We start from the raw sequence: 26,788 nt of genomic DNA, 5'->3' as shown, positions 1-26,788 counted from the left end.
GCCGACGGCCGGACGGCGGTCCGGCGGCCGCCGGGACTTGGTGTGGCGGACCGTACCGCTCGCCACCGCGACGCACACGCCCGCCCGACGGCGTGAACGCGTCCGGCCGTGCCGGCGGGAGGCTGCCGACGCCGGCCGGCGGGCGGAACGGACAGCGCCGACGCGGGATTGCACGAGCCCGCGAGCGCCATCCGCGCGGACCCGGTGGCGGACCGGCCGGGTGTGGCCGGCACGCGGCCCTCGACGCCGACCGGGCGGGCTACAAGCGCACGGGTCCGGCGCCACCTGCATGCTGTGGCGGGGCGGTCACCGCTGCTGTGGGTGCCCCGGCTCGGGGTCCCGGGGGCCGAACAGTGCCGTCAGGCCCATGTGCACCAGGAGTCCGGCGAGTGGCCAGGCGAGCAGCGCGCCCTTGGCCGACAGCTTCAGCGGCGCCGAGAAGGTGACTCCCTTGCCCACGGCCCTCGCGTGCGCGATCACGTCGGACTGGGGACCCAGCCATATGCCCAGCCGCCACGCCAGCAGGGAACCGAGCAGCCCGCCGAGGCCCAGTGCCACCACGAGCGGTACTCCGCCGCGCCGCCGCAGCAGGAACACGACGACCGCGCTGATCAGTCCGAAGCCCAGCCCCAGCAGCGTGAACGTTCCGTCCACGCCGATCGCCTGCTCCCCCTCGGAGTCCTTGAGGTAGACGACCCAGCTCCCGCGGGCCTCGTCCCCGACCAGCGGCACGTGCGGGGCCAGCCACCACCACAGCGCTCCCAGCAGCACCCCGCCGAGCGCCAGCGCCACCGTGATCACGGCGGCCTCCCGCACTTCCGTCTTCATCCCTGGACCGTCCTGTTCGTACCCGCCGACGCCCGGCCCCCCGGCGGGCGGCGGTGCCTGCCGGACCTGGTGCGGGGTGTTGTCGTGCGGCGGCGGAGGCGGAGTCAGCGGTGCGGTCACCCTGTCATCGTGCCAGGTCGTGCCGTGCCCCGCGTCACCGGACCGCGGCCCGGCGGTACGCCCAGGTCGCCACCGCCAGCGAGACCACTCCGACACCCGCGCACACTCCCAGGTCAGCAAGGACGACGGCCCAGTCGGGGTGTGCCCCGAAGGTCCGCGCGTACGCCTCCACCCCGTAGGTCGACGGCAGCAGGTCGCGGGCCAGCCGGACGATCTCCGGCATGCGGTCGGCGGGCAGCACGCCCAGCAGCAGCGCCGCCGACATGCCCAGCTGCCCGAGCAGCGTGGCCAGCTCGGGCCGGGGCGCGAGCAGTCCGCAGGCGGCGCCGAGCCCGGCGAGCGCGGCGCCGGCGAGCGGGACGACGGCCACCAGGATCCACAGGTTGGACAGCGGAAGCCCGAACAGCACGCACCCGAAGACGGCGGTGACCAGGGTCCCCGGCACGGTGAAGGAGGCGTACGCCGCCGCCGCGCCCAGCACCACGGCGGCCGGCGGCACCGGCAGGGTGGCGTAGTGGTCGAGCCCGCCGCTGGCCCGCAGCTGCCCGAAGTACTGGGACAGCAGGTTCAGCGCCACGTACGCGACGACCAGCACGGAGGACCCGGCCACCACGGACTGCGCCTCGCCGCCGGTGTCGACGACGCCGCGCATCATCACCGCGATGCCGACGGACTGGAAGGTGGCCACGAACAGCAGGGGGATGCGGGCCACCCGGGCCCGGGACAGCTGCGCCCGGTAGACGGCCACCAGCGACGGCCACAGGCGCGCGGGCGGCCCCAGCTCGGCCGGCCCCGGTGCCGTCTCCTCCACGGCCCGGGCGCCGCCCGGCAGGACCCCGGCGGGTACGACACTCACGACGAGCTGCTCCTCTTCCCTGCGGCGGGCGTGCACCGCGCTGTCCCTGTGGCGGGCGTGCACCGCGATGTCCCTGCGGCCGGCGTGCACCGCGATACGGATTCCGCGGCCCGCGCGCTCATGCCTTCACCAGACCCTGCCGGGCCGCGCCGCCCAGCGCCAGGTAGACGTCCTCCAGGCTGGGCGTCGCGAGCGTGAAGTCGTCCAGGGCGGCGAAGGCGGCCCCGCCGGTCACCGTGGCGACCACGGCGCGGGCCTCCTCGGGCGCCAGCCGGAGCGTCCAGCGCCGGCCGGACTCCAGCGCCCGCTCGCGCAGGACGGCGACCTCGGGCACCTCAAGCGGCGCCCGCTCGCGCCACACCAGCTCGACCCGCACCTCGTCGGCGACCTGTTCCTTCAGGCCCGCCGGGGTGTCGCAGGCGATGACCCGCCCCTGGTCGAGGACGGCGACCCGGTCCAGCACGGTCTCCGCCTCGATGACGTTGTGGGTGACCAGCAGCACGGTCGTACCGTGTTCGGCGCGCCGCCGGTCCACGGCCGCCCAGACCGCACGCCGGGCCACCGGGTCCATGCCGGTGGTCGGCTCGTCCAGCACGAGCAGCGACCGCCGGCCGACGAGCGCGGCGGCGAAGCAGGCGAGGCGGCGCTGTCCGCCGGACAGCTTCTTCAGCGGCCGGCCGGCGATCGGGGTGAGCCCCAGTTCCTCCAGCACCGCGTCCCGCTCGGCCCGCGCCCGCCGTACGTCCAGGCCACGCAGGCGACCGGTGGTCTCGGCGGCGAGGGAGACGGTCAGCTCGTCCAGGGCGGACGACTCCTGGCCCAGGTAGGCGAGGATCCGGGCGGCCCGCTCGGGATGCCGGACGATGTCGTGCCCGAGGATCTCCACACTGCCGCTGTCCGGCCGCAGCAATCCGGTCAGCTGCCGTACGAGGGTGGACTTGCCGGCGCCGTTCGGCCCCAGCAGCCCGAAGACCTCGCCGCGCCGCACCTCCAGCTCCACGCCGTCGGTCGCCCGCACCTGCGGAGTGCCGGGCGCCCCGCGCCGCCCCCTGACGGCCGGATAGGTCTTGCTGAGCCCACGCACGCGTACGACCTCGTCATGCCGAAGGGCCTGTCCCGCGCGCGTACTCACAAAGGACGAGACTACGGGGTCCGGGGCCTTCGCTCGCCCTTGGGTCCGCTTCCGTGCGCGATCGGCGCACGGTCCTCCCCGCTCACTCCCCCGTCCCCGCGTGCTCGGCGGCGGCCGGAACGTCGACCTCCCGCCAGAAACCCGCCCGGATGGCGTAACGGTCGTGCTCGTCGATCTGGTCGTCCTTGTGGGCCAGCAGCCCGAACCGGGCCGCGTACCGCAGCAGCTCGCCGTCGATGCGGTGCGGGATGCGCGGGTACATCGTGGACAGCCGCTGCAGGTGGCCCTGGTCGCCGAGCCGGGAGATCCACCGGCGGGCGAAGACCTGGCCCACCTCGTAGGGATCGCCGCCGACCGTCGTGATGTCCTCCTCCCGGTCGGCCCACCGCTGCTCGGCCGTCGTGAGCTGGGCCAGCGTCGGCATGGAGGCGACCTCGGGCGGCTCGGCGACCGTGCCGGGGCGGTCCACCCAGCCCTTGTCCGAGGACCAGCGCAGCGTCGCGCTCGCCGGCTGCTGCGCGGGCTGGGCGCCGGCGCCGGGGGCGCGCAGGCCGGCGAGGTCCTTGGGGGTGGGGACGCCCTTGGGGGCGGGGACCCGCTCCTGGACGCCGTTCTCGGCCGCGGCGGCGGCCGGTGGGCGCACGCCCTGTTCGGCGGGCCGCTCGGACGCCGCGGCGAGCGCGGACTCGGGAAGCGGCGCGGAGAGGATCGCGGCGATCTCGGGGCGGGGTGCGGGCGGCGGGGCGCAGACGCCGGTCAGCTCCTTGGCGCGCACGGCCTGGGTGATCCACGTACGGTCCAGCACGCGCCGCTCGTCGGCCTCGGCGACCAGGTCCTCGGACTGGTTGTAGTCGCCGTCGGCGGCCTGCACGGCCCAGAGGTGGACGGCGACGCCGTGCTCCTTGGCGGCCATCATTCCGGGCAGCAGGTCGCCGTCGCCGGTGACGAGGACGATGTCGGAGCAGGCGCGGTTGCGGGCCAGTTCGGTCAGCTCGGCGTGCATGGCCGCGTCCACGCCCTTCTGGGCCCAGCGTCCGTCGCTGCGGGTGAGGGCGCCGAGCCGGACGGTGACCCGGGGCATGACGCGCAGCCGCCGGTGCTCCGGTTGGGGGACCCGGTCGGGGGCGCCGTCGAACCAGTAGATACGCAGCAGCGGGCGCTCGGTCTCCGCCTCCGCGCGTTCCCGCAGGGCCTGGATCAGCGCGGTGTGGTCGACGGTGATCCGGGACCGTGAGGGCTCACCGGCGAGGAGGCTGGCGGCGGCCCCCAGCAGATATCCGGCGTCCACCAGGACGATGCATCGGTCCACGCGACTCACCCTCTTCCCGGGAGGCATTGCTTCGGACTTGCTTCGAGTCTGCCCGACGGCGCGGGGGTTCACGGCCCGAACTCGATCTTCGGCGTGGCGTTTGCGGCTGCCCGCTCGCCCACCATCCCTGTCACACACGGTAATTATCCGACATGCGCCTGATGTCAGCGTATGTGAATCTGGTCCCGGCCCTGGCCCCTAGATCCCCCACAGGAGGCAGATCACCATGGCCAAGAACAAGAACCGCAAGCAGGGTGGCCCGCAGAACCGCGCTTCGCAGCCCGGTCAGGCGCACGAGCGCGCGCAGCGGCCGTCGGAGGAGCACGAGTCCTCGATGGCGGGCGTACCGGGCGGCCCGGCGGATGGTGCTCGTAAGAAGCAGCAGCGCTTCGGCCACAACTAAAGGGCAGTTGAAGCCCAGGCACACAGAAGGGGCGCACCCGCCGTGGGTGCGCCCCTTCGCGTGTCATCCGCTCAGCCCGCCAGGCAGGACGGGCCGAGCAGCACCTTCAGGTCGCCGAAGAGGGCCGGGTCGGGCTTGACCCGGTGCCGGTCCAGGCGCAGCACGGTGGTCTTGCGCGGGCCCTGGAGCCTGATGCGGACCTCGCTGTCGCCCTTGTGGTGGCTGAGGATCTCGCCGAGGCGGCTGACCATCGGCGGGGTGACCCTGGTGGCCGGGATGGTGAGGACCACCGGCGCGTTGGTGCCCGCGTTGGACAGGTCCGGGACCATCAGCTCCATCGCGACCAGCCGGGGCACGTCCTCGCGCTTGTCGAGGCGGCCCTTGACGAACACCACGGCGTCCTCGACCAGTTGGGTCGACACCAGCTGGTAGCTGGCCGGGAAGAACATGCACTCGATGGAGCCGGCCAGGTCCTCGACGGTGGCGATCGCCCAGGCGTTGCCCTGCTTGGTCATCTTGCGCTGCAGGCCGGAGATGATGCCGCCGATGGTGACGACCGCGCCGTCGGCGTGCTCACCGCCGGTGAGCTGCGAGATGCCCGCGTCGGCCTTGTCGGACAGCACGTGCTCCAGGCCGAAGAGGGGGTGGTCGGAGACGTAGAGGCCGAGCATCTCCCGCTCCTGGGCGAGCAGGTACGTCTTGTCCCACTCGTCGTCGCCGAACTGGACGTCGAGTCCGAAGCCGGGCTCGCTGCTGGTCTCCTCGCCCATGCCGCCGAAGAGGTCGAACTGGCCCTCGGCCTCCTTGCGCTTGACCGCGACCACGTTGTCGATCATCGGTTCGTACTGCGCCGTGAGGCCCTTGCGGGTGTGCCCCATCTCGTCGAAGGCGCCGGCCTTGATCAGCGATTCGGTGGTGCGCTTGTTGCAGACCACGGCCTCGACCTTGTCGAGGTAGTCGGGGAAGGAGGCGTACTTGCCCTTGGCCTTGCGGCACTTGATGATCGACTCGACGACGTTGGTGCCGACGTTGCGGACGGCTGAGAGGCCGAAGAGGATCACGTCGTCGCCCTGGGCGGCGAAGTTGGCCTCGGACTCGTTGACGTTCGGCGGGAGCACCCGGATGCCCATGCGGCGGCACTCGTTGAGGTAGACCGCCGACTTGTCCTTGTCGTCCTTGACGGAGGTCAGCAGGGCGGCCATGTACTCGGCGGGGTGGTTCGCCTTCAGGTAGGCGGTCCAGTACGACACCAGGCCGTACGCGGCGGAGTGCGCCTTGTTGAACGCGTAGCCGGCGAAGGGGACCAGCACGTCCCACAGCGCCTGGATCGCCTCGTCGCTGTAGTTGTTCTTGCGGGCGCCGGCCTGGAAGATGACGAAGTTCTTCTCCAGCTCCTCGGGCTTCTTCTTGCCCATCACGCGGCGGAGGATGTCGGCCTCGCCGAGCGAGTAGCCCGCGATGATCTGGGCGGCCTTCTGCACCTGCTCCTGGTAGACGATCAGGCCGTAGGTGACGTCCAGGACCTCCCTGAGCGGCTCCTCCAGCTCGGGGTGGATCGGCGTGATCTCCTGCTGCCCGTTCTTGCGCAGGGCGTAGTTCGTGTGGGAGTTCATGCCCATCGGGCCCGGCCGGTACAGGGCCGACACGGCGGAGATGTCCTCGAAGTTGTCGGGCTTCATCAGCCGCAGCAGCGAGCGCATGGGGCCGCCGTCGAACTGGAAGACGCCGAGGGTGTCACCACGCTGGAGCAGGTCGAAGGTCGTGGGGTCGTCCAGCGGGAGGGACAGCAGGTCGATGTCGAGGCCCTTGTTGGCCTTCACCATCTTGACCGCGTCGTCCATGATCGTCAGGTTGCGCAGGCCGAGGAAGTCCATCTTCAGCAGGCCGAGCGACTCGCAGCTCGGATAGTCCCACTGCGTGATGGTCACGCCGTCGGTGTGCCTGACCCAGACCGGGACGTGCTCGGTGATGGTCTCACTGGACATGATCACGCCGGCGGCGTGCACACCCATCTGCCGGACCAGGCCCTCCACGCCGCGCGCGGTGTCGATGACCTTCTTCACGTCCGGTTCGTTCTCGTACATCCCGCGGACCTCGCCGGCCTCGCTGTAGCGCGGGTGGGTCGGGTCGGTGATGCCGGACAGCGGGATGCCCTTGCCGAGGACGTCGGCGGGCATGGCCTTGGTGATGCGGTCGCCCATCGCGTACGGGTAGCCCAGCACGCGCGCGGAGTCCTTGATCGCGTTCTTGGCCTTGATGGTGCCGTAGGTGCCGATCATGGCGACCTTGTCGGCGCCGTACTTCTCGGTCACGTACCGGATCACCTCGACGCGCCTGCGCTCGTCGAAGTCGATGTCGACATCGGGCATCGAGATGCGCTCGGGGTTGAGGAACCGCTCGAAGATCAGGCCGTGCGGGATCGGGTCGAGGTCGGTGATGCCCATGGCGTAGGCGACGATCGAGCCGGCCGCGGAGCCGCGGCCGGGGCCGACCGCGATGCCCTGCTTCTTGGCCCACATGATGAAGTCGGCGACGACGAGGAAGTAGCCGGGGAAGCCCATCGAGATGATGGTGTCCATCTCGTAGTCGGCCTGCTTCTGCCGGTCCTCGGGGACGCCGCCGGGGTAGCGGCGCTCCATGCCGCGGCGGACCTCCTCCTTGAACCAGGTGACCTCGGTGTACCCCTCGGGGATGTCGAACTTCGGCATGAGGTCGCGCTTCTCGAACATGCCGGTGGTGTCGACCATCTCGGCGACGAGGAGGGTGTTGGCGCAGCCCTCCTGCCAGGCGTCCGAGGAGTCGATGGCGTACATCTCGTCCGTGGACTTCAGGTAGTAGCCGGTGCCGTCGAACTTGAAGCGGTCGGGGTCGGAGAGGTTCTTGCCGGTCTGGATGCACAGCAGGGCGTCGTGGGCGCCGGCCTCGTGCGCGTACGTGTAGTGCGAGTCGTTGGTGACCAGCGGGGGGATGCCGAGCTTCTTGCCGATCTCCAGCAGGCCGTCGCGGACCCGGCGCTCGATCTCGATGCCGTGGTCCATCAGCTCCAGGAAGTACCGGTCCTTGCCGAAGATGTCCTGGTAGTCGGCGGCGGCCTTCAGGGCCTCGTCGAAGTGGCCGAGGCGGAGCCGGGTCTGCACCTCGCCCGAGGGGCAGCCGGTGGAGGCGACGATGCCCTCCGACCACTGGGAGATGGTCTCCTTGTCCATGCGGGGCCACTTCTGCAGCCAGCCCTCGGCGTAGGCGTCGGAGGAGAGCCGGAAGAGGTTGTGCAGACCGGTCCGGTTCACGGCCCACATCGTCTTGTGGGTGTAACCGCCGGAACCGGAGATGTCGTCCCGCTTCTGGTGCGGCTGGCCCCAGAGGATCTTGCGTTTGTTGCGCCGGGACTCGGGGGCGACATACGCCTCGATGCCGATGATCGGGGTGATTCCGGCCTTCTTCGCGGAATGGAAGAAGTCGTACGCCCCGTGCAGGTTGCCGTGGTCGGACATGGCGATGTGCGTCATGCCCATCTCGTTGCAGGCGTTGAACATGTCCTTCAGCCGCGCGGCACCGTCCAGCAGCGAGTACTGGGTGTGGACGTGCAGGTGCGTGAACGGCGGCTTCGACACGGTTCGGCCTCCAACGGAAACTCTCGGCGACAGGCTGGCGGACAGTCTGGGGGTCAGCGTCGAAGTCTATGCCCGGGCAGTGACACGCGCGGGGCATCCCGGCGTACCTTCGTCCGGGAACCGGGCACTCCCGCGTGGCGTCGCCCGTTGAAGACGGCGGAAGCGCTGTCGCACCCGTACACGCACCCATACGCACCACCCGTCCCGCACCAGGAGGCACCCCGCGATGTCGGTCCCCCAGCTCAACGACGAGCAGCGCGGCGAGGAGATCCTCGCCGTCTTCGACACCGCCTTCGGCCGGCTCCTGGCCGCCGACCCGGCCGCGTTCCGGGTGAAGTTCCGGAAGATGGCGGCCTCGGCGTTCGCGTTCTACCGGGGCACGGCGTGCCTCTTCTACCACGACCTCGACGCCGACAAGCGCGGCGGCCCGTACCTGGACGAGCGCACCTCGCGCGTGTGGATCCACGGCGATCTGCACGCGGAGAACTTCGGCACCTACATGGACTCCAACGGGCGCCTGGTCTTCAACGTCAACGACTTCGACGAGGCCTACGTCGGCCCGTTCACCTGGGACCTGAAGCGCTTCGCCGCCTCCATCGCGCTCATCGGCTACGCGAAGGCGCTCAGCGACGAGCAGATCACCGAGTTGGTGACCGTCTACGCCGCGGCCTACCGCGAGCGCGTCCACGCCCTGGCCACGGGCGCCAAGAGCGACGAGGTGCCGCCGTTCACGCTGGACACCGCGCAGGGTCCGCTGCTGGACGCGCTGCGCGACGCCCGCTCGCTGACCCGCTTCGGGCTGCTGGAGTCGATGACCGAGATCCGCGACTTCGAGCGCCGGTTCGCGCCGGGCGGCGGCTCCATCGAGCTGGACGCCGCCACCCGCTACAAGGTGCTGGCCGCCTTCGACGGCTACCTGGAGACGCTGCCGGACTCCTCGCTGGCCCGCCCGGACTCCTACCGGGTGAAGGACGTCGTGGGCCGCCGCGGCATCGGCATCGGCTCGGCGGGCCTGCCGTCGTACAACATCCTGCTGGAGGGCCACAGCGACGCGCTGGAGAACGACGTCGTGATCTACATCAAGCAGGCGCAGACCCCGGCCGTCTCCCGGCACATCACGGACCCGGCCATCGCGGAGTACTTCCAGCACGAGGGCCACCGCACGGTGATCTCCCAGCGCGCCCTGCAGGCGCACGCCGACCCGTGGCTGGGCTGGACCGAGCTGGACGGCGCCGGCCAGCTGGTCGCCGAGGTCTCGCCGTACGCGGTCGACCTGGACTGGGGCGACATCGACGACCCGGAGGAGATCGCGGCCGTCGTCGCCGACCTGGGCCGGGCCACCGCCACCATGCACGCCGCGGCCGACGACACCTCCGGCGAGTCCCTGGTGCCGTTCTCCACCGAGCGGGCCATCGACGCGGCGCTCGCGGCCGACGAGGAGGGCTTCGCCCCGCTCCTGGTGGACTTCGCGCACGCCTACGGCGCACGCGCCCGAGCCGATCACCAGATCTTCCTCGACCTGTTCCGGAACGGCCGGATCCCGGGGCTGTGAGCTTCGGTACTCACAGGCATCCTTTAGGGGTCCCTTACCCGCCCACGTGACAGACTCTCCTCTCGCTATGGACATGTCCGGGACTCAGCTCAGGGCCGTGCGCGCGGCGCTGTTCACGGCCTTCGTCGTGACGCTCAGCACCGCGTCGCACGTCCTGCTGTCCCGGGCCCCGCTGCCGGCGGCCACCGTGGCCGTCGTCACCGCCGCGGTGTTCGTCACCGCGTACGCGCTGGCGGGCCGCGAGCGCGGTTTCGCCCGGATCGCGGCCCTGCTGGTCCCGCTGGAGCTGGCCGCCGACACGGTGTTCACCACCGGCCAGCACGCCTGCTACGGCCCGGCGGGCGGCCCGGTCGCGGGCCCGCTGCGCGCGGTCGGCCTCGACGTGCTGTGCCAGGGCGGCGCCGTCGGCGCCCCGCTGGCCCGGATGACCGGGGCAGCGGGCCACGACGCCGGCGTCCTGGCGCACGCCGGTCCGGCGGCCGCCTGGCTGCTGCTCGCCGCGCACGTCGGCGTCGGCCTGCTGGCCGCGGCCTGGCTGCGCCGGGGCGAGCGGGCCCTGACCCAGTTGCTCCGCGCGGTCGCCGCCGCCACGTTCCGGCCGCTGCTGCTGGCGGTGGCCGCCGGCCGGGTACGGCCGTCCCCGGCCCGCCGGCCGGTGCGCCCGGCCCCGCGGCCCGCCGACGCCCGCGACCGGATCCTCGTGCACTCCCTGGGACGGCGTGGACCGCCGTGCTCCCCCGCCTTCGCGTGAGCGACGGCGTCTGAGCACGACCAGTCCCCCACACGTATCCCGCGTACGACGTGTGCGCGTCCCCTATGGAGATCACCAAGATGAGCAAGCGGAACAGCCAGTCGGCGAAGACGGCGGCCCGGGAGCGGCTGCGGCAGGAGCGCGAGCGGCAGGCCAAGCGTGACAAGGCCAGGCGGCAGGTCATCGTGGCCGGCTCGGTGGTGGCCGTGCTGGCCGCGGCCGGCGGCATCGGCTACGCCGTCGTCCAGGGCAACAAGCCCGCCTACTGGGAGGGCCTGAAGGACGCCAGGGTCACCGCCCCTGCCAACACCACCGGCAAGGACGGCACCACGGTCGTCATCGGCAAGGACACCGCCAAGAAGACGCTGAAGGTCTACGAGGACCCGCGCTGCCCGGTGTGCGCGCAGTTCGAGCAGGCCGTCGGTCCGACCGTGAAGAAGGACGTCGACGACGGCAAGTTCAAGATCCAGTTCGTCGGCGCGACGTTCCTCGACGACAAGTTCGGCGGCGAGGGGTCCAAGAACGCGCTGGGCGCCCTGGGGGCGGCGCTCGACGTCAGCCCGGAGGCGTTCCTCGAGTACAAGAGCGCGCTCTACGCGGCGAAGTGGCACCCCGAGGAGCTGGACGACAAGCTGAGCAACGACGGCTACCTCCTCAAGATCGCCGCCACCGTCCCCGCGCTGAAGAGCAACGCCGGGTTCCAGGACGCCGTGAAGAAGGGCACGTACGACGCCTGGGCGGTGGCCATGTCCAAGGCGTTCGACGAGAACAAGGACGGTGTGCAGGGCACCCCGAGCTTCGTCATGGACGGCAAGAAGCTCGTCGTCGACGCCAAGGGCAACCCGCCGATGTCGGTGGCCGACTTCAACAGGACGGTGGACGCGGCCCTCAAGGGCTGACGGCCGCGCGGGGGCTGACGGGTCCTCGGACTCGGGCCATCTCGTGAAGAGCGGGCGAACTTTCGGAGTTCGCCCGCTCTCGCGCATACCGATCAGTAACCTGATCGTCCGTGACCAGTCGATACAGATCATCCACGGCCTCACAGGGCCTCAACTCCCCCATGCCCCGCCGCCGTACGGTCGTCAAGGCCGCGGCGGCGACGGCTGTCCTGGCCGGCCCGCTCGCCGCCACCCTTCCGGCGCACGCGACCGGCCAGGCCCCCGCCTTCCTGCACGGCGTCGCCTCCGGCGACCCGCTGCCCGACGGCATCCTGCTGTGGACCCGGGTTACCCCCACCCCGGAGGCGACGCCGGGCTCCGGCCTCGGCCCGGACACCGAGGTGAGCTGGGTCGTCGCCAGGGACAAGACGTTCACCAGCGTCGTGGCCAAGGGGTCCACCACCGCCACGGCCGCCTCCGACCACACCGTGAAGGCCGACGTCCGGGGCCTGGAGCCGGCCACCGACTACTGGTTCCGCTTCTCGGCCGGCGGCGCCGACTCCCCGGTCGCGCGCACCCGCACCGCGCCGGCGGCGGACGCGGCGGTGAGCGGTCTGCGCTTCGGCGTGGTCTCCTGCGCCAACTGGGAGGCCGGCTACTTCTCCGCCTACCGCCACCTCGCGGCCCGCAACGACCTGGACGCCTGGCTGCACCTCGGCGACTACGTCTACGAGTACAAGTCCGGCGAGTACGCGGCGCGCGGCAAGGTCGTACGGCCGCACGCGCCGGCGAACGAGATCCTCACCCTCGCCGACTACCGCATCCGGCACGCGAAGTACAAGACGGACCCCGATCTGCGGGCGCTGCACCTGAAGGCGCCGGTCATCGCGATCTGGGACGACCACGAGTTCGCCGACAACGCCTGGTCGGGCGGCGCGGTCAACCACACCGAGGGCGCCGAGGGCGCCTGGGCGTCCCGTCAGGCCGCCGCGAAGCAGGCCTACTTCGAATGGATGCCGGTCCGCCCGGCGATCGCCGGCACCACCTACCGCCGGCTGCGCTTCGGCAAGCTCGCCGACCTGTCCCTGCTGGACCTGCGTTCCTTCCGCTCCCAGCAGGCCGGCACGGCCAGCGGCTCGGTGGACGACCCCGACCGCACGATCACCGGCCGGGCCCAGCTCGACTGGCTGAAGGCGGGGCTGAAGGCCTCCGACACCAAGTGGCGGCTGGTCGGCAACTCGGTGATGATCTCGCCGTTCTCCTTCGGCTCGCTCTCCGCCGATCTGTTCAAGCCGCTGGCCAAGCTGCTCGGGCTGCCGCAGGAGGGGATAGCCGCCAACACCGACCAGTGGGACGGCTACACCGACGACCGCCGCGAGGTGCTGGACCACCTGCGCGCCAACGCCATCGGCAACACCGTCTTCCTGACCGGTGACATCCACATGGCGTGGGCCAACGACGTGCCGGTGGACGCGGGCACCTACCCGCTGTCGGCGTCGGCGGCCACCGAGTTCGTCGTGACCTCGGTGACCTCCGACAACCTCGACGACATCGTCAAGGTCCCCGAGGGCACGGTCTCGGCGGTCGCCGCACCCGTCATCAAGGCCGCCAACCGGCACGTCCACTGGGTGGACACCGACCGGCACGGCTACGGCGTCCTGGACATCACCGCCGACCGCGCGCAGATGGACTACTACGTCCTGTCCGACCGCACCAGCGCCGACGCGACCTCCACCTGGGCGCGTTCGTACCGCACCCGCAGCGGAACACAGAAGATCGAGCGGACCTACGACCCGGTGTGACCGCTCAGCCGAGCGTCTCCAGGAAGCCGAGTGCCACCCGCCAGGTGGCCTCGGCGGCCTCCGCGTCGTAGTCCGGCAGCCCGGGGTCGGTGTAGAGGTGGCCGGCCCCGGCGTAGCGGTAGACCTCCACGTCGGCGCCGGTCCGGCTCATCTGCAGGTACCAGGCGCTGAGCCAGTCGTCCGTCTCGAACGGGTCGGGCTCGGCCACGTGCAGCTGCACCGGCAGCTCCTCCGCCTCCGCGTTCGGCGCGATGTCCGAGGTGCCGTGCAGGAGCAGCAGCCCGCGCGCCCTGTCGTCGCCGAGGGCGAGGGTCTGGGCGACCGAGGCGCCGAGCGAGAACCCGGCGTACACCAGCCCGCGGTCCGAGTACGGCGCCGCCGCCAGCACGGCCCGCTTGAGCAGCTCCTCCTTGCCCAGCTCCTCCTTGTACGCCATGCCCTCCTCGACGGTGCCGAACGTGCGCCCCTCGAAGAGGTCCGGCGTCCACACCTCGTGGCCCGCCGCGCGCAGCCGGTCCGCGGCCTCGCGCACCGCGGGCCGGAGCCCGTAGGTCGAGTGAAAGAGCATGATGTTCATGAGGCCATGGTGCCAGCCGGGTACGACGGCGAGGCCCCGCCCTACCCACGAACGCGCGGAACTCACATGTTCGTCCCCGCGGAGCGGCGGTTAGGAGCGGAGGCATGGAGAACGTACTCCGCCCCCTGATCGTGATCGGCAGCTCGGTCCTGCTCACCCTGGCCATCGGCTGGGTGACCGACCGGCTGCTGCGCAAGGCCGACGAACGCAACCCCGACACCCCGCTGTGGGAGCTGCTGCGGCGGGGCCGCATCCCCTACCAGCTCGTCCTGTGCGCCGCGCTGCTGAGAGGCTCCTACGACCAGGCGCAGCTGCTGGAGAGGCACCAGTCCGCCCTCGGACGCACCCTGACGCTGGTGCTGATCGGCTCCGCCGCCTGGCTGGTGATCCGGATCGCCGCGGCGATCGTCGAGACCTCCTACAGCCGCTACGCCCGCGCCCACCGGGACGCGGCCCGGGTCCGCCGGGTGCGCACGCAGGTCGAGCTGATCATGCGGGTGGTGTCCGCGATCGTCATCGTGGTGGCGATCGCCACGATGCTGCTCACCTTCCCGGCGATGCGCGCCGCCGGCGCCTCGCTGCTGGCCTCCGCCGGCATCCTCGGCATCGTGGCCGGTGTCGCCGCCCAGTCGACCCTGTCCAACATGTTCGCGGGGCTGCAGATCGCCTTCGGGGACATGGTGCGCATCGGCGACACGGTGGTGGTGGACGGCGAGTGGGGCACGGTCGAGGAGATCACCCTGACCTTCCTCACGGTCCGCACCTGGGACGAGCGGCGGATCACCATGCCCGTGTCGTACTTCACGTCCAAGCCGTTCGAGAACTGGTCCCGCGGCACCCCGCAGATGACCGGCATCGTCTACTGGCACCTCGACCACAGCGCGCCGCTGGAGGCGATGCGCGAGAAGCTCCGCGACATCCTGCGCCAGTGCCCCGCCTGGGACGGCCGCGCCTACGGCCTGCAGGTGACGGACACCACGCCGAACACCATCCAGGTGCGCGCCCTGGTCACCGCGAAGGACGCGGACGACATCTGGACGGTACGGGTGACGGTCCGCGAGCAGATGATCGCCTGGCTGTCGGCGGAGCACCCCTACGCGCTCCCCCGGGTCAACACGTCCGACTCGGTCCTCCCCCCGACCCGGGTCCCGTCCCCGGACCGCACGGCCCTGCGCAAGGCCTACGACTTCCCGCGCACGGGCCGGGGCTGACCGCGCCGCCCCGGCGGGCCCCGCCGGGGCGGGGAGGGGGAACGGGCGGAGCGCGCTCAGCGCAGGCTGCGGACGTCGAGATGGCGCAGGACCCGGTCCACGATCTCCGGATCGGCCCCGGGTTCGCTGCGCGCCGCCAGCACCTCGTGCCGCGCGGCGCTCAGCATCTCGCCCTGGATGCGCCGCACCCGCTTCAGCCGCTTGGCCCGCTGGTGCTGCGCCTCGCGCCGTTCCTCCTCCCCCATGTCCGGGCTGATCCGGATCCCGATGTCGAAGGCGCGCCGCAGCATCTGCTCGGACAGTTCCTCCGGCAGGTCCTCCACCTGCTCGATCTCCCGGAGCCTGAGCTTCGCCGCCTTGGCGGCCCGTACCGCCAGGTCCTTCTCGAACTCCTTCTCGCGCTCGGAGTCGGCCCGCACCCCGAGCCGCTTCACCAGCCACGGCAGCGTCAGTCCCTGCAGCACCAGAGTGGCGACGATCACACCGAAGGCGATGAAGATGATCTCGTCCCGGTCGGGGAACGGCGACCCGTCGTCGGTCTTGAGCGGGACCGCCAGCGCCAGCGCCACGGAGGCCACCCCGCGCATACCGGCCCACCACATCACGACGGTCTCCCGCCAGCTCACCGGGATCTCCTCGTCGTAGTCCCGGCGGGCGTGCAGCCGCTTGGTCAGCCAGGTGGCGGGCAGCAGCCAGACGAGCCGTACGACGACCACCACGCCCACGACGGCGGCCGCCCAGCCCAGCATCTCGCCCCACCGGCCCTGGGCCGTGCGGATCGCGTTGTGCAGCTCCAGACCGATGAGCCCGAAGGCGACGCCGGTGACGAGGGTGTCGATGATGTCCCAGAAGGTGTGCCCGGCGAACCGGGCCATCACGTCGTCGGCGCCGGTGGCGTACTCGGCGAGGAAGAGGGCCGTGGTGAGCACGGCGAGCACCCCGGAGCCGTGCAGCTTCTCCGCGAGCACGTAGGAGGCGTAGGGCACCAGCAGCGTCATGCCGATCTGCAGGGTCGGATCGCCCAGCAGGTCCATCAGCCTGTTCGCGCCCCAGCCCAGCGCCAGTCCCACGGCCACCGCGACCACGGCGGACAGCACGAAGTCCAGACCGGCCTGCCAGGGCGAGAACGTGCCGCTCACCGCGGCGGCGATCGCCACGTGGTACAGCACGATGGCGGTGACGTCGTTGAAGAGCCCCTCGCCCTCCAGGATCGACACCAGGCGGCGCGGCAGCCCGAGCTGCCCGGCGACGCTGGTCGCGGCGACCGGGTCGGGCGGGGCGATCAGCGCGCCGAGCGCGACGGCGGCGGCGATCGGCAGCCCGGGCACGATCGCGTTCGCGACGAACGCCACGCACGCCATGGTGACGAACACCAGGGCGACGGCCAGCAGGAAGATCGGGCGCTTGTTGGCCGCGAACTGCCGCCAGGAGGTCCGGCGCACGGCGGCGTAGAGCAGCGGCGGCAGCAGCGCCGGCAGGATCAGCTCCGGCGGGATGTCGACATTGGGCACGAACTCGGCCACGGCCAGGGCGCCGCCCAGCAGCGTCATCAGCACCGGCGCCGGTACCCCGAACCGGTCCCCCAGCGGCACGCTCACCAGGGCCCCGAGCAACAGGACGAACAACAGAGCCAACTGATCCACGGACGGCGCTCCGGCGGGTCGACGATCAAGGGCAGGCTTCCAGCCTGCCATCCGCCCGGCCGGAACGCGTCCCGCTGGGTGTGCTGTCCGGACAGCACACCTAGAGCGTGCGGCGCATGGACCGGTGCGGTATGCCCGCGTCCGGGAACTCGGGGCCGTACACCTCGTAGCCGAGGCGCTCGTAGAAGCCCAGGGCGTGGGTCTGGGCGTGCAGGTCGACGGCGGTGAGGCCGCGCGAGCGGGCCGCGTCCTCGATGGCCCGCACCAGGGCCGCGCCGACCCCGAGCCCGCGCGCCCGACGGGCGACGGCGAGCCGCCCCAGGGAGCCCACCGCCGGGTCGCCGCCCGTCCTGGCGGCCGCCGCCTCGCCGGTCAGCAGTCTCCCGGTGCCGAGCGGCACACCGTCCTCGCGGACGGCCAGCACGTGCACGGCGTCGGCGTCGTGGGCGTCGTACTCGATGTCCTGGGGCACGCCCTGCTCGACCACGAACACCTCCTTGCGCACCGCGAAGCAGGCCTCGCGGTCGGCGGGGTCCTCGGCGCCCCGGACGGTGTACGGCGTGCTCACGCGTAGGTCTCCTCGCGGACCTGGTCGAGGGCCTGGCGCAGGTCCTCGGGGTAGTCGCACTCGAACTCCACCCACTGCCCGTCGCCGGGGTGCTCGAACCCGAGCCGTACGGCGTGCAGCCACTGGCGGGTCAGGCGCAGCCGCTTGGCGAGGGTGGGGTCGGCGCCGTAGGTCAGGTCGCCGACGCAGGGGTGGCGGTGGGCCGACATGTGGACGCGGATCTGGTGGGTGCGTCCGGTCTCCAGCTTCACGTCCAGCAGGGAGGCCGCGCGGAAGGCCTCGATGAGGTCGTAGTGGGTCACCGAGGGCTTGCCGTCCGCCGTGACCGCCCACTTGTAGTCGTGGTTCGGGTGGCGGCCGATGGGGGCGTCGATGGTGCCGCTGGTCGGGTCCGGGTGGCCCTGCACGAGGGTGTGGTAGCGCTTGTCGACCGTGCGCTCCTTGAACTGGCGCTTGAGCGACGTGTACGCGTACTCGGACTTGGCGACCACCATCAGACCGGAGGTGCCGACGTCGAGGCGGTGCACGATGCCCTGGCGCTCGGCGGCGCCGGAGGTGGAGATCCGGTAGCCGGCGGCGGCGAGTCCGCCGATGACGGTGGGTCCGGTCCAGCCCGGCGAGGGGTGCGCGGCCACGCCGACGGGCTTGACGATCACGACCACGTCGTCGTCGTCGTGCACGATCTCCATGCCCTCGACCGGCTCGGCGACCACCTGCACCGGCGCGGGCGCCTGCGGCATCTCGACCTCGAGCCAGGCGCCGCCCTGCACCCGCTCGGACTTGCCGACCACGGTGCCGTCGACCTGGACCTTGCCGGCCGCGGCCAGCTCCGCCGCCTTGGTGCGGGAGAAGCCGAACATGCGGGAGATGGCGGCGTCGACGCGCTCGCCCTCCAGGCCGTCGGGCACGGGCAGGGTACGGATCTCGGGAAGCGTGCTCACCCGTCGAGTATGCCGGACGGCCCGGACGGCCCCGACCGCGCCTGTGGACGGCTCCCGGCGCCGGTGCCCTGCGCGTCCCGGCGGGCCGTGCTCAGTCCCGGTGGACCGTACCGTCCGGGTCCAGGCCCCGGAACGACAGCAGCACGATCAGGATGCCCCCGCAGACGATCGCCGAGTCGGCGAGGTTGAACACCGCGAAACCCTTGGGCGCGATGAAGTCCACGACCTCGCCCTCGAAGATCCCGGGGGCGCGGAAGATGCGGTCGGTGAGGTTGCCGAGCGCCCCGCCGAGCAGCAGGCCCAGCGCGATCGCCCAGGGGAAGCTGTAGAGCTTGCGGGCCAGGCGGATGATCACCAGGATCACGGCGGCGGCGATGAGGGTGAAGATGATCGTGAAGGCCGCGCCGAAGCCGAAGGCGGCGCCCGGGTTGCGGATGGCGTGCAGCTCCAGCCAGTCCCCGACGACCCGGACGGGGGCGTGGTGCTCCAGTTTCGCGACCACGAGCAGCTTGCTGACCAGGTCGACGGCGTAGGCGAACGCGGCCACCGCGAACAGTACGGCGATCCGGCGCCCGCGGCCCGCGCGTCGCCGCGCCGGGTCCTGCCCGCCCGTGCCGGACGCGTCGGGGCCGCCGTCGGGCGCCGCGGCCGCCGTCGTCCGCTCGCCGTCGTCGTCCGGGGTGTCCGGCGTACCGATGATGCGCTCCGCCTCTGCCACGTGAGTCCCTCAACCTAGGTGCCTGACTGAGGACGAGACTACGGCACGGCCGGACGGGCCCCCACGCTCAGGAGCGGCGTTCCTGTTTCTGCTTGCACTCCACGCACAGGGTGGCCCTCGGGAAGGCCTGCATCCGGGCCTTCCCGATGGGATTGCCGCAGTTCTCGCACAGGCCGTAGGTGCCGGCGTCCAGCCGTTCCAGGGCGCGCTCGGTCTGGACGAGCATCTCGCGCGCGTTGGCGGCCAGCGCCAGCTCGTGCTCGCGGGTGATGTTCTTGGTGCCGGTGTCGGCCTGGTCGTCCCCGGCGCCGTCCCCGGAGTCCCGCATCAGGCCCGCCAGGGACGTCTCGGAGGAGGTGATCTCGTCCGTCAGCCGCTTGGCCTCGGCCGACAGCTCCGCGCGGGCCTCCGCGACCTCTTCCGGGGTCCAGGGGTCCTCGCCGGGGCGCACCGCCAGTTCGCCGGCCTCCACCGCGGCGATCCGCGCCTTGGGGACGGCGGTCTGCGCCGCCGTGGCCGTGCCAGGAGTCTTCTTCGCAACCACTGTCGTGGCTCCCGTCTGCTTCGCGGCCCGCGCCGCGCCCGCTTTCTTGGCCGTGCTCTTCGCGGCCGCCTCCGAGGAGACGCCCGCCCCTCCCGCCTTCCCGCCGGCGGCCTCCCCCGCCCCCGGCTCCCCGTCGTGACGGGCTTTCCCGGCCGGGGCCTTCCCGGCCGGCTCCTCGTGGACCACCGCCCCCTTCGCCGCGGCCGCCTCCTCCTCGACCCGCTCGGCGACGGCCCGTTTCCTCCCGGTCACGCCGGCCGGAGCCTTCCCTGCCGTCCCTTCCCGGATCACCGCTCCCTTCGCCGCGGCCGCCTCCTCCTCGACCCGCTCGGCGACGGCCCGCTTTCCGCCCGTCCTCCTCGCCGGCGGTTTCTCCGGTGCCTTCTTCTCCTCCGGCGCCTGCTCGGCGGCGGCCTTCCCGCCCGCCGTCCTCTTCGCGGCCGCCTGCTTGCCGGTGGCGGGCTCCTCGGCCGCCGCCTTCGACGTGCCGGTGCTCCGGGGGGCCGCCCCCCCGGTCCGGGACTTCTTGGCCGGGGTCTTGGCCGCCTTGCCGACGGCCGTCTCCCCGGAGGACTTCTCTCCCACCGGCTCCCTCGCCGGGTCTGCGTCCGCCGTGGGCTCACCCGCCGCGGTCTTCCCCGCCACCGTCTCCTCGGCCGCGGTCCTCCCGGCAGCCGGTTTCCTCACCGCAGTCCTCCTGGCAGCTCGCTCCCGCGCCGGGCCTGCGTCCGCCGTGGGCTCACCCGCCGCGGTCTTCCCCGCCGCCGTTCCCTCGGCCCCGGTCCTCCCGGCCCCGGTCCTCCCGGCAGCCGGCTTCCTCGCCGCGCCGCTGCCCGTCGCCGTCTCGCCGGCCGCGGCCTGCTTCGCGGCCGGCTCATCCGCCGCGGCCTTCCTGGCGGCCGGCTCCCCGGTCACCGTCCTTCCCGACGTCCTCTTCCCCGCCGAGGCACCTGCCACCTGCGCCTTGTCCGCCGCCGCCGGGGCGGCCGCCGTCTTCTTCGCCCTCGTGGTGCCGCTCCTGGCGGCCGTCCTGTCGGCCATCGTCCTCACCGCCGCCGTCCGGCCGGCCGACGCCGTCTTCCCCGGCGCGGCCCGCCCTGTCGAGGTCCCGTCGGCGCGCGGGTGCGTCCTCCCGGCCGTTCCCCCGGCCTCGCCGGCCGAGGCGGCCGCGCCCCTGGACCGGCCGGTCGCCGGCTGCTGTACGGCGGTCTTCTTCGCCACCATGGCCGCGACCCCTTCACATATTGTGATGATGCACGCAAATCGTGCTGGGACGATAAATCGACTTGAGTCCCGCGGCAACGGGGCACACCGCCCGATTCGCCCGCCCGCACCCCCGCGCAGCGGGTCTGCATCCGTTGTGCCCAGCTCCCCGCCGGGTAATCCGCCGGGCCCCGCCTCCCCTGAGCCGGACGCCCGCGCCCTCGCCATTCGGGTCAGCCCGCCCGCCGCGCGGCCCCCGCACCGCCCCGCGGAAAACCGGTCCGCCGCCGTCCGCACGGAGCCGTACACTGGGCGGAGCGAAAAGCGTGGATGGGGACGAGTAGCGGCGTAGGCAGCCCAGAGCGACCCGGGGACGGTGTGAGCCCGGGGGCGAGCGCGACGTGAAGATCACCCCGGAGCCGCCGGAGGAAACCCGCAGCCAGCAGGCTGGGGCGAGTAGAACCGGCTTCGCGATCCCAATGAGGGGGCTCACCGGCGCACAGCGAGCGGCGGGGGGCCAAGGAGGGTGGTACCGCGGGAGCGCGCCGCACACGGCGTAGACAGGAACGAAGGCTCTCGTCCCTCCGACGGAAGGCAGCAAGTCCGTTGGAGGATGCTCGCAGATGACAGCGCCGACGTACCGCCAGGTGCCCGCCCAGGTCGACCTGCCCGCGCTCGAGCACGCAGTGCTCGACTTCTGGCGCGAGCAGAAGATCTTCGCCAAGAGCCTGGAGCAGTCCGAGGGACGCCCCGAGTGGGTGTTCTACGAGGGCCCGCCCACCGCGAACGGCATGCCCGGCGCCCACCACATCGAGGCACGCGTCTTCAAGGACGTCTTCCCGCGCTTCCGCACCATGCGCGGCTACCACGTGGCCCGCAAGGCCGGCTGGGACTGCCACGGCCTGCCCGTCGAGCTGGCCGTCGAGAAGGAGCTGGGCTTCTCCGGCAAGCAGGACATCGAGGCGTACGGCATCGCCGAGTTCAACGCCAGGTGCCGCGAGTCGGTGACCCGCCACACGGACGCCTTCGCCGAGCTGACGACCCGCATGGGCTACTGGGTCGACCTGGACGACGCGTACCGGACCATGGACCCGGAGTACGTCGAGTCGGTCTGGTGGTCGCTGAAGGAGATCTTCACCAAGGGCCTGCTGGTCCAGGACCACCGTGTCGCCCCCTGGTGCCCGCGCTGCGGCACCGGCCTGTCCGACCACGAGCTGGCGCAGGGCTACGAGACGGTCGTGGACCCGTCCGTGTACGTCCGTTTCCCCCTCACCTCCGGCCCGCTGGCCGGCGAGGCCGCGCTGCTGGTGTGGACGACGACCCCCTGGACCCTGGTGTCCAACACGGCGGTCGCCGCGCATCCCGAGGTCACCTACGTCGTCGCCACCGACGGCGAGGAGAAGCTCGTCGTCGCCGCCCCGCTCGTCGAGAAGGCACTCGGCGAGGGCTGGGTGACCACCGGCCAGACGTTCACCGGCGCCGAGATGGAGCGCTGGACGTACCGGCGCCCCTTCGAGCTCGTGGAGTTCACCGAGCCGGCGCACTACGTGGTGAACGCCGAGTACGTGACCACCGAGGACGGTACGGGTCTGGTCCACCAGTCCCCCGCCTTCGGTGAGGACGACCTCAAGGTCTGCCGCTCCTACGGCCTGCCCGTGGTCAACCCGGTCCGCCCGGACGGCACCTTCGAGGAGGACGTGCCGCTGGTCGGCGGCGTCTTCTTCAAGAAGGCGGACGAGAAGCTCACCGAGGACCTGGCGCAGCGCGGCCTCCTCCTCAAGCACCTGCCGTACGAGCACAGCTACCCGCACTGCTGGCGCTGCCACACCGCGCTGCTCTACTACGCGCAGCCCTCCTGGTACATCCGGACGACGGCGATCAAGGACCGCCTCATCCAGGAGAACGAGAAGACCAACTGGTTCCCGGAGACGGTCAAGCACGGCCGCTTCGGCGACTGGCTGAACAACAACATCGACTGGGCGCTGTCCCGCAACCGCTACTGGGGCACCCCGCTGCCGATCTGGCGCTGTGAGGACGACCATCTCACCTGCGTCGGCTCCCGGGCGGAGCTGACCGAGCTGACCGGCGCCGACCAGTCGGACCTCGACCCGCACCGGCCGTACATCGACGAGGTCACCTTCGCCTGCCGTCACGACGGCTGCGGGAAGACCGCCACGCGCGTGCCGGAGGTCATCGACGCCTGGTACGACTCGGGTTCGATGCCGTTCGCGCAGTGGGGCTACCCGTACAAGAACAAGGAGCTGTTCGAGAGCCGGTACCCGGCCCAGTTCATCTCCGAGGCGATCGACCAGACCCGCGGCTGGTTCTACACGCTGATGGCCGTCGGCACCCTGGTCTTCGACAAGTCGTCGTACGAGAACGTCGTCTGCCTCGGTCACATCCTCGCCGAGGACGGCCGCAAGATGTCCAAGCACCTGGGCAACATCCTGCAGCCGATCCCGCTCATGGACCAGCACGGCGCGGACGCGGTGCGCTGGTTCATGGCGGCCGGCGGTTCCCCGTGGGCGGCCCGCCGCGTCGGACACGGCACCATCCAGGAGGTCGTCCGCAAGACGCTGCTGACGTACTGGAACACGGTCGCCTTCCAGGCGCTGTACGCCCGTACGTCGAACTGGGCGCCCGGCGCCGCCGACCCGGCCCCGGCCGAGCGCCCGCTGATCGACCGCTGGCTGCTGTCCGAACTGCACGCGCTCACCGACCAGGTCACCCAGGCGCTGGAGGCGTACGACACCCAGCGCGCCGGCAAGCTGCTGTCCGCGTTCGTCGACGACCTGTCGAACTGGTACGTCCGCCGCTCGCGCCGCCGCTTCTGGCAGGGCGACAAGGCCGCGCTGCGCACCCTGCACGAGGTGCTGGAGACCGTCACGAAGCTGATGGCGCCCATCACCCCGTTCATCGCGGAGCGGGTGTGGCAGGACCTGGTGGTGCCGGTGACCCCGGGCGCGCCGGAGTCGGTGCACCTGGCCTCCTGGCCCGAGGCGGACCTCGCGGCGATCGACCCGGAGCTGTCGCGGCAGATGGTCCTGGTACGGCGGCTGGTGGAGCTGGGCCGGGCCACGCGCGCCGAGTCGGGCGTCAAGACCCGGCAGCCGCTGTCGCGGGCGCTGGTCGCGGCGGCCGGTTTCGGCTCCCTCGACCCCGAGCTGCACACGCAGATCACGGAGGAGCTGAACGTCTCCTCCCTGGCCTCGCTGTCCGAGGTGGGCGGCTCCCTGGTGGACACGACCGCCAAGGCCAACTTCCGTGCGCTGGGCAAGCGGTTCGGCAAGCGGGTGCAGGACGTGGCCAAGGCGGTCGCCGCCGCGGACGCCGCCGCGCTGTCCCTCGCGCTGCGTGAGGGCACGGCGTCCGTCGAGGTCGACGGAGAGACGATCGCCCTCGCCCCGGACGAGGTGATCATCACCGAGACCCCGCGCGAGGGCTGGTCGGTGGCCTCCGACTCCGGCGCCACCGTCGCGCTCGACCTGGAGATCACCGAGGAGCTGCGGCAGGCCGGTCTGGCCCGCGACGCGATCCGGCTGATCCAGGAGGCCCGCAAGAACAGCGGCCTGGACGTGGCCGACCGGATCGCGCTCCGCTGGACCTCCACGGACGCCGCGGTCGTCGCGGCCCTGACCGAGCACGCGGAACTGATCGCCGACGAGGTCCTGTCGACCGACTTCGCCCAGGGTGAGGCCGACGGCGGCTACGGCGAGCCGTTCACCGACGAGGGACTGTCCCTCACGTTCCGGCTGCGCAAGGCGTAACCCACCGGTGCGGAAAGGCCGGCCCCCGCGGGGGCCGGCCTTTCCGCGTCACAGGTGCCGCGCCGACCCGGCACTGACACCGCAACGCGCGTAAAAAGGGCGGGCCCCCGGACCGAAGTCCGGGGGCCCGCCCTTTTGGACGCTGCCGACGCCGTTGTCGTACCGGTCTCAGTGACCCGTCAGTTGTCGTCCTCGTCGATCAGGAACCCGCGCATCGGCGAGGGCGCCTGGCCCATCGGGGACGGACCCTGCGGACGGACCGGAGCCATCGGCTGGGTCATGGCCGGGGTCATCTGCTGCTGGCCGCCGTAGGACGGGGCCGCCGGGGCAGGTGAGCCGCCCATGCCCTGGTTGCCGCCGTAGGACGGTGCGCTCGCGCCGGCCGGTGCCATGGAGGGCGACGGGGACGGCGGCAGGGACGCGGTGGCCGGGGTGCGCGGCGGGGCCAGGGAGTCGTCGGCCTGGGTCTCCAGCTGGCGCAGCTGGGACTCGAGGTACGACTTCAGGCGCGTGCGGTACTCGCGCTCGAAGCCGCGCAGGTCCTCGACCTTGCGCTCCAGCGTGGCGCGCGCGGACTCCAGGGAGCCCATGGCGACGCGGTGCTTCTCCTGCGCGTCCCGCTCCAGGGCGTCGGCCTTGGCACGGGCGTCACGCTCCAGACCCTCGGCGCGGCTGCGGGCCTCGCCGACGATCTTGTTGGCCTCGGAACGGGCCTCGGCGATCGCCTGGTCGGCGGTCTGCTGGGCCAGCGAGAGGACACGGGCGGCGCTGTCGCCACCGGGGCCCTGACCGGGGCCGCCCATCGGACCGCCCATGGGGCCGCCCATCGGACCGCCCATCGGACCGCCCATCTGCTGCTGCATGGGCGGCTGACCGCCCATCGGGCCCTGACCCATCGGACCCTGGCCCATCGGGCCCTGAGGGCCGCCCTGACCGCCCTGACCGCCGGGGCCGGCGGGCAGCTGCGGGGCACCGCTCGGCAGCTGGGGCGGACCACCCATGGGGCCACCCATCTGCTGCTGCGGCGGGCCCGATATTCCGGCGGGCACCGGAGCGCCGGGACCTCGCATGCCCTGCTGCTGAGGATGCTGCTGGTCCTGCTCCGGAGGCTTGCGCATGTTCTGCTGGTTCTGGGCAGCAGCGCGCGTGGCCGCGGCCAGCTTGGCGCGCAGGTCCTCGTTCTCGCGGAGCAGACGGGTCAGTTCGGCTTCGACCTCGTCGAGGAAGGCATCGACCTCGTCCTCGTCATAGCCTTCTCGGAGGCGGACGGTCGTGAACTGCTTGTTCCGCACGTCCTCGGGGGTCAACGGCATCTCTTCACCTCAACGTAGTCATCGGCAGTCGGCAAGACCGTATCGTCCACATTCATCTCGCAAGGTTAGTGAGCGAGATGAGGATGTAGACGATGATCATCAGTACGAAGAAGGACAGGTCGAGCGCCACGCCCCCGAGACGCAGCGGCGGGATGAACCGCCGCAGAAGCTTCAGCGGTGGATCGGTGACAGTGTAGGTGGCCTCCAGTACGACCACCATCGCCTTGCCGGGTTGCCACGAGCGGGCGAACTGGAAGACGTAGTCCATGACCAGCCGGAAGATCAGCACGACGAGGAACACCATCAGCGCGATGTAGATCACCTGCGCGAACACGCTCATGGCCTGCGTTTCCCTCTCCCCTGTTCCGTGCTCTCACGTACTTTGATCCGGTCCTGCGTCTCAGCTCTGGTTGAAGAACCCGCCCTCTGCGATGCGGGCCTTGTCCTCCGCCGTGACATCGACGTTAGCAGGAGACAACAGGAACACCTTCTGCGTCACCCGCTCGATGCTGCCGTGAAGACCAAACACCAAACCGGCCGCAAAGTCGACAAGTCGCTTCGCGTCTGTGTCATCCATCTCAGTCAGATTCATGATCACCGGGGTGCCCTCACGGAAGTGTTCCCCGATGGTACGGGCTTCGTTGTAGGTCCGTGGGTGAAGTGTGGTGATCCGGTACGGCTCTCGTTCCGACACGACCTTGGGCATGATCACCGGCGCGTTCTTCTCCAGGGACTGACGTTCTTGTGTGATGGACGCCACGGGCGCGATCCGCGCCGGGCGCCCCGATTCCGCGACGAGCGAAGCCGAACGGGACACCGGTTCGCGCGGCGCGGGCGGCTGCACGATTCGCACCTCTTCGTCCCTTTGGGACTGGTGTGCGCCGTGCGACTGGTGCGACGGCTCGTGCCGCCGGTGGTCTCGCTCGGGCTCCGGGTCCAGCTCGGGCTCGAAGTCGTCATCGGGGTCGAATCCCCGGCCGTCGTACCCATCGTCCTCCACGAGGCCGAGGTAGACCGCCATCTTGCGCATCGCGCCGGCCATGCTCTGAGTCCTCCGCTCT

At 71.7% G+C, this 26,788-nt stretch carries 21 protein-coding genes; 7 read left to right on the top strand and 14 right to left on the bottom strand.

Translation table 11 applies throughout. The features are described from left to right. Positions 1-306 precede the first annotated feature (306 nt). The 4 genes from IE177_RS25190 to IE177_RS25175 form a co-directional block, all read right to left on the bottom strand. Entirely contained in the window at positions 307-948 is a 642-nt protein-coding gene (locus IE177_RS25190; protein ID WP_190017701.1) for an AAA family ATPase, read from the bottom strand. Positions 949-982: 34 nt separating this feature from the next. Beyond that, positions 983-1,804, bottom strand: coding sequence for an ABC transporter permease (locus IE177_RS25185; protein ID WP_190017700.1), 822 nt, complete (start codon positions 1,802-1,804; stop codon positions 983-985). Positions 1,805-1,922: 118 nt separating this feature from the next. Next, positions 1,923-2,936: an ABC transporter ATP-binding protein gene (locus tag IE177_RS25180; RefSeq protein WP_190017699.1), complete on the bottom strand. Its 1,014-nt coding sequence runs from the start codon at positions 2,934-2,936 to the stop codon at positions 1,923-1,925. A gap of 82 nt (positions 2,937-3,018) precedes the next feature. Next, positions 3,019-4,245, bottom strand: a complete 1,227-nt coding sequence (locus IE177_RS25175; protein ID WP_190017698.1) for an NYN domain-containing protein — start codon at positions 4,243-4,245, stop codon at positions 3,019-3,021. A 226-nt stretch (positions 4,246-4,471) separates the two neighbouring features. Between IE177_RS25175 and IE177_RS25170 the strand changes: the two genes are divergently transcribed. Further along, positions 4,472-4,648 (top strand): hypothetical protein, encoded by a 177-nt coding sequence (locus tag IE177_RS25170; RefSeq protein ID WP_190017697.1) that lies wholly within the window; start codon positions 4,472-4,474, stop codon positions 4,646-4,648. 71 nt (positions 4,649-4,719) lie between these two features. Here IE177_RS25170 and dnaE read toward each other — a convergent pair whose 3' ends face one another. Next, entirely contained in the window at positions 4,720-8,259 is a 3,540-nt protein-coding gene (gene dnaE, locus IE177_RS25165; RefSeq protein ID WP_190017696.1) for a DNA polymerase III subunit alpha, read from the bottom strand. Positions 8,260-8,485: 226 nt separating this feature from the next. Here dnaE and IE177_RS25160 point away from each other — a divergent pair, with 226 nt between their 5' ends. From IE177_RS25160 to IE177_RS25145, 4 genes are all read left to right on the top strand, one after another. Next, a complete protein-coding gene (locus IE177_RS25160; RefSeq protein ID WP_190017695.1) occupies positions 8,486-9,811 on the top strand; it encodes a DUF2252 domain-containing protein in 1,326 nt (441 codons plus the stop codon). Positions 9,812-9,878: 67 nt separating this feature from the next. Beyond that, positions 9,879-10,562 carry a hypothetical protein gene (locus tag IE177_RS25155; RefSeq protein ID WP_190017694.1) on the top strand — a complete coding sequence of 228 codons (684 nt, stop codon included), beginning with the start codon at positions 9,879-9,881 and terminating at the stop codon, positions 10,560-10,562. 80 nt (positions 10,563-10,642) lie between these two features. After that, entirely contained in the window at positions 10,643-11,461 is an 819-nt protein-coding gene (locus tag IE177_RS25150; RefSeq protein ID WP_190017693.1) for a thioredoxin domain-containing protein, read from the top strand. 110 nt (positions 11,462-11,571) lie between these two features. Further along, complete coding sequence (locus IE177_RS25145) at positions 11,572-13,242, top strand: alkaline phosphatase D family protein (RefSeq protein ID WP_190017692.1); 1,671 nt, start codon at positions 11,572-11,574, stop codon at positions 13,240-13,242. Positions 13,243-13,246: 4 nt separating this feature from the next. On the opposite strand, the gene IE177_RS25140 is transcribed toward IE177_RS25145, so the two are convergent. After that, on the bottom strand, positions 13,247-13,819 hold the full coding sequence (locus IE177_RS25140; protein ID WP_190017691.1) for a dienelactone hydrolase family protein: 573 nt from the start codon (positions 13,817-13,819) through the stop codon (positions 13,247-13,249). A 104-nt stretch (positions 13,820-13,923) separates the two neighbouring features. Here IE177_RS25140 and IE177_RS25135 point away from each other — a divergent pair, with 104 nt between their 5' ends. Next, complete coding sequence (locus tag IE177_RS25135) at positions 13,924-15,030, top strand: mechanosensitive ion channel family protein (protein WP_190017690.1); 1,107 nt, start codon at positions 13,924-13,926, stop codon at positions 15,028-15,030. Between the two features lie 56 nt (positions 15,031-15,086). Here the strand turns inward: IE177_RS25135 and IE177_RS25130 are convergent, their stop codons facing one another. The 5 genes from IE177_RS25130 to IE177_RS25110 all read right to left on the bottom strand — a co-directional run bounded on the left by IE177_RS25130 (position 15,087) and on the right by IE177_RS25110 (position 20,668). After that, positions 15,087-16,673 (bottom strand): Na+/H+ antiporter, encoded by a 1,587-nt coding sequence (locus tag IE177_RS25130; protein WP_190017689.1) that lies wholly within the window; start codon positions 16,671-16,673, stop codon positions 15,087-15,089. A 100-nt stretch (positions 16,674-16,773) separates the two neighbouring features. Continuing rightward, a complete protein-coding gene (locus tag IE177_RS25125) occupies positions 16,774-17,241 on the bottom strand; it encodes a GNAT family N-acetyltransferase (protein ID WP_190017688.1) in 468 nt (155 codons plus the stop codon). Next, positions 17,238-18,182, bottom strand: coding sequence for an RluA family pseudouridine synthase (locus IE177_RS25120; RefSeq protein WP_190017687.1), 945 nt, complete (start codon positions 18,180-18,182; stop codon positions 17,238-17,240). Before IE177_RS25120 ends, IE177_RS25125 begins: the two co-directional genes overlap by 4 nt. 91 nt (positions 18,183-18,273) lie before the next feature. Next, positions 18,274-18,900: a signal peptidase II gene (lspA, locus tag IE177_RS25115; protein ID WP_190017686.1), complete on the bottom strand. Its 627-nt coding sequence runs from the start codon at positions 18,898-18,900 to the stop codon at positions 18,274-18,276. 67 nt (positions 18,901-18,967) lie between these two features. Then, positions 18,968-20,668, bottom strand: coding sequence for a TraR/DksA C4-type zinc finger protein (locus IE177_RS25110; protein WP_308431592.1), 1,701 nt, complete (start codon positions 20,666-20,668; stop codon positions 18,968-18,970). A 602-nt stretch (positions 20,669-21,270) separates the two neighbouring features. Between IE177_RS25110 and ileS the strand changes: the two genes are divergently transcribed. After that, positions 21,271-24,414, top strand: a complete 3,144-nt coding sequence (gene ileS, locus IE177_RS25105) for an isoleucine--tRNA ligase (protein WP_190017685.1) — start codon at positions 21,271-21,273, stop codon at positions 24,412-24,414. Between the two features lie 179 nt (positions 24,415-24,593). On the opposite strand, the gene IE177_RS25100 is transcribed toward ileS, so the two are convergent. From IE177_RS25100 to IE177_RS25090, 3 genes are read right to left on the bottom strand one after another with little or no spacing between them, the layout of a single operon-like run. Next, a complete protein-coding gene (locus tag IE177_RS25100) occupies positions 24,594-25,727 on the bottom strand; it encodes a DivIVA domain-containing protein (protein WP_190017684.1) in 1,134 nt (377 codons plus the stop codon). A 52-nt stretch (positions 25,728-25,779) separates the two neighbouring features. Further along, positions 25,780-26,067: a YggT family protein gene (locus tag IE177_RS25095; protein ID WP_190017683.1), complete on the bottom strand. Its 288-nt coding sequence runs from the start codon at positions 26,065-26,067 to the stop codon at positions 25,780-25,782. Between the two features lie 60 nt (positions 26,068-26,127). After that, the gene (locus IE177_RS25090) at positions 26,128-26,769 is read right to left on the bottom strand and encodes a cell division protein SepF (RefSeq protein WP_190017682.1); all 642 of its coding nucleotides are present in this window, start codon (positions 26,767-26,769) and stop codon (positions 26,128-26,130) included. Positions 26,770-26,788 lie beyond the last annotated feature (19 nt).

The organism is Streptomyces lucensis JCM 4490 (genome assembly GCF_014650035.1).
In the GTDB taxonomy this organism is placed as follows: Bacteria; Actinomycetota; Actinomycetes; order Streptomycetales; family Streptomycetaceae; genus Streptomyces; species Streptomyces lucensis.
This window is presented reverse-complemented; position numbering and strand designations above follow the sequence as displayed.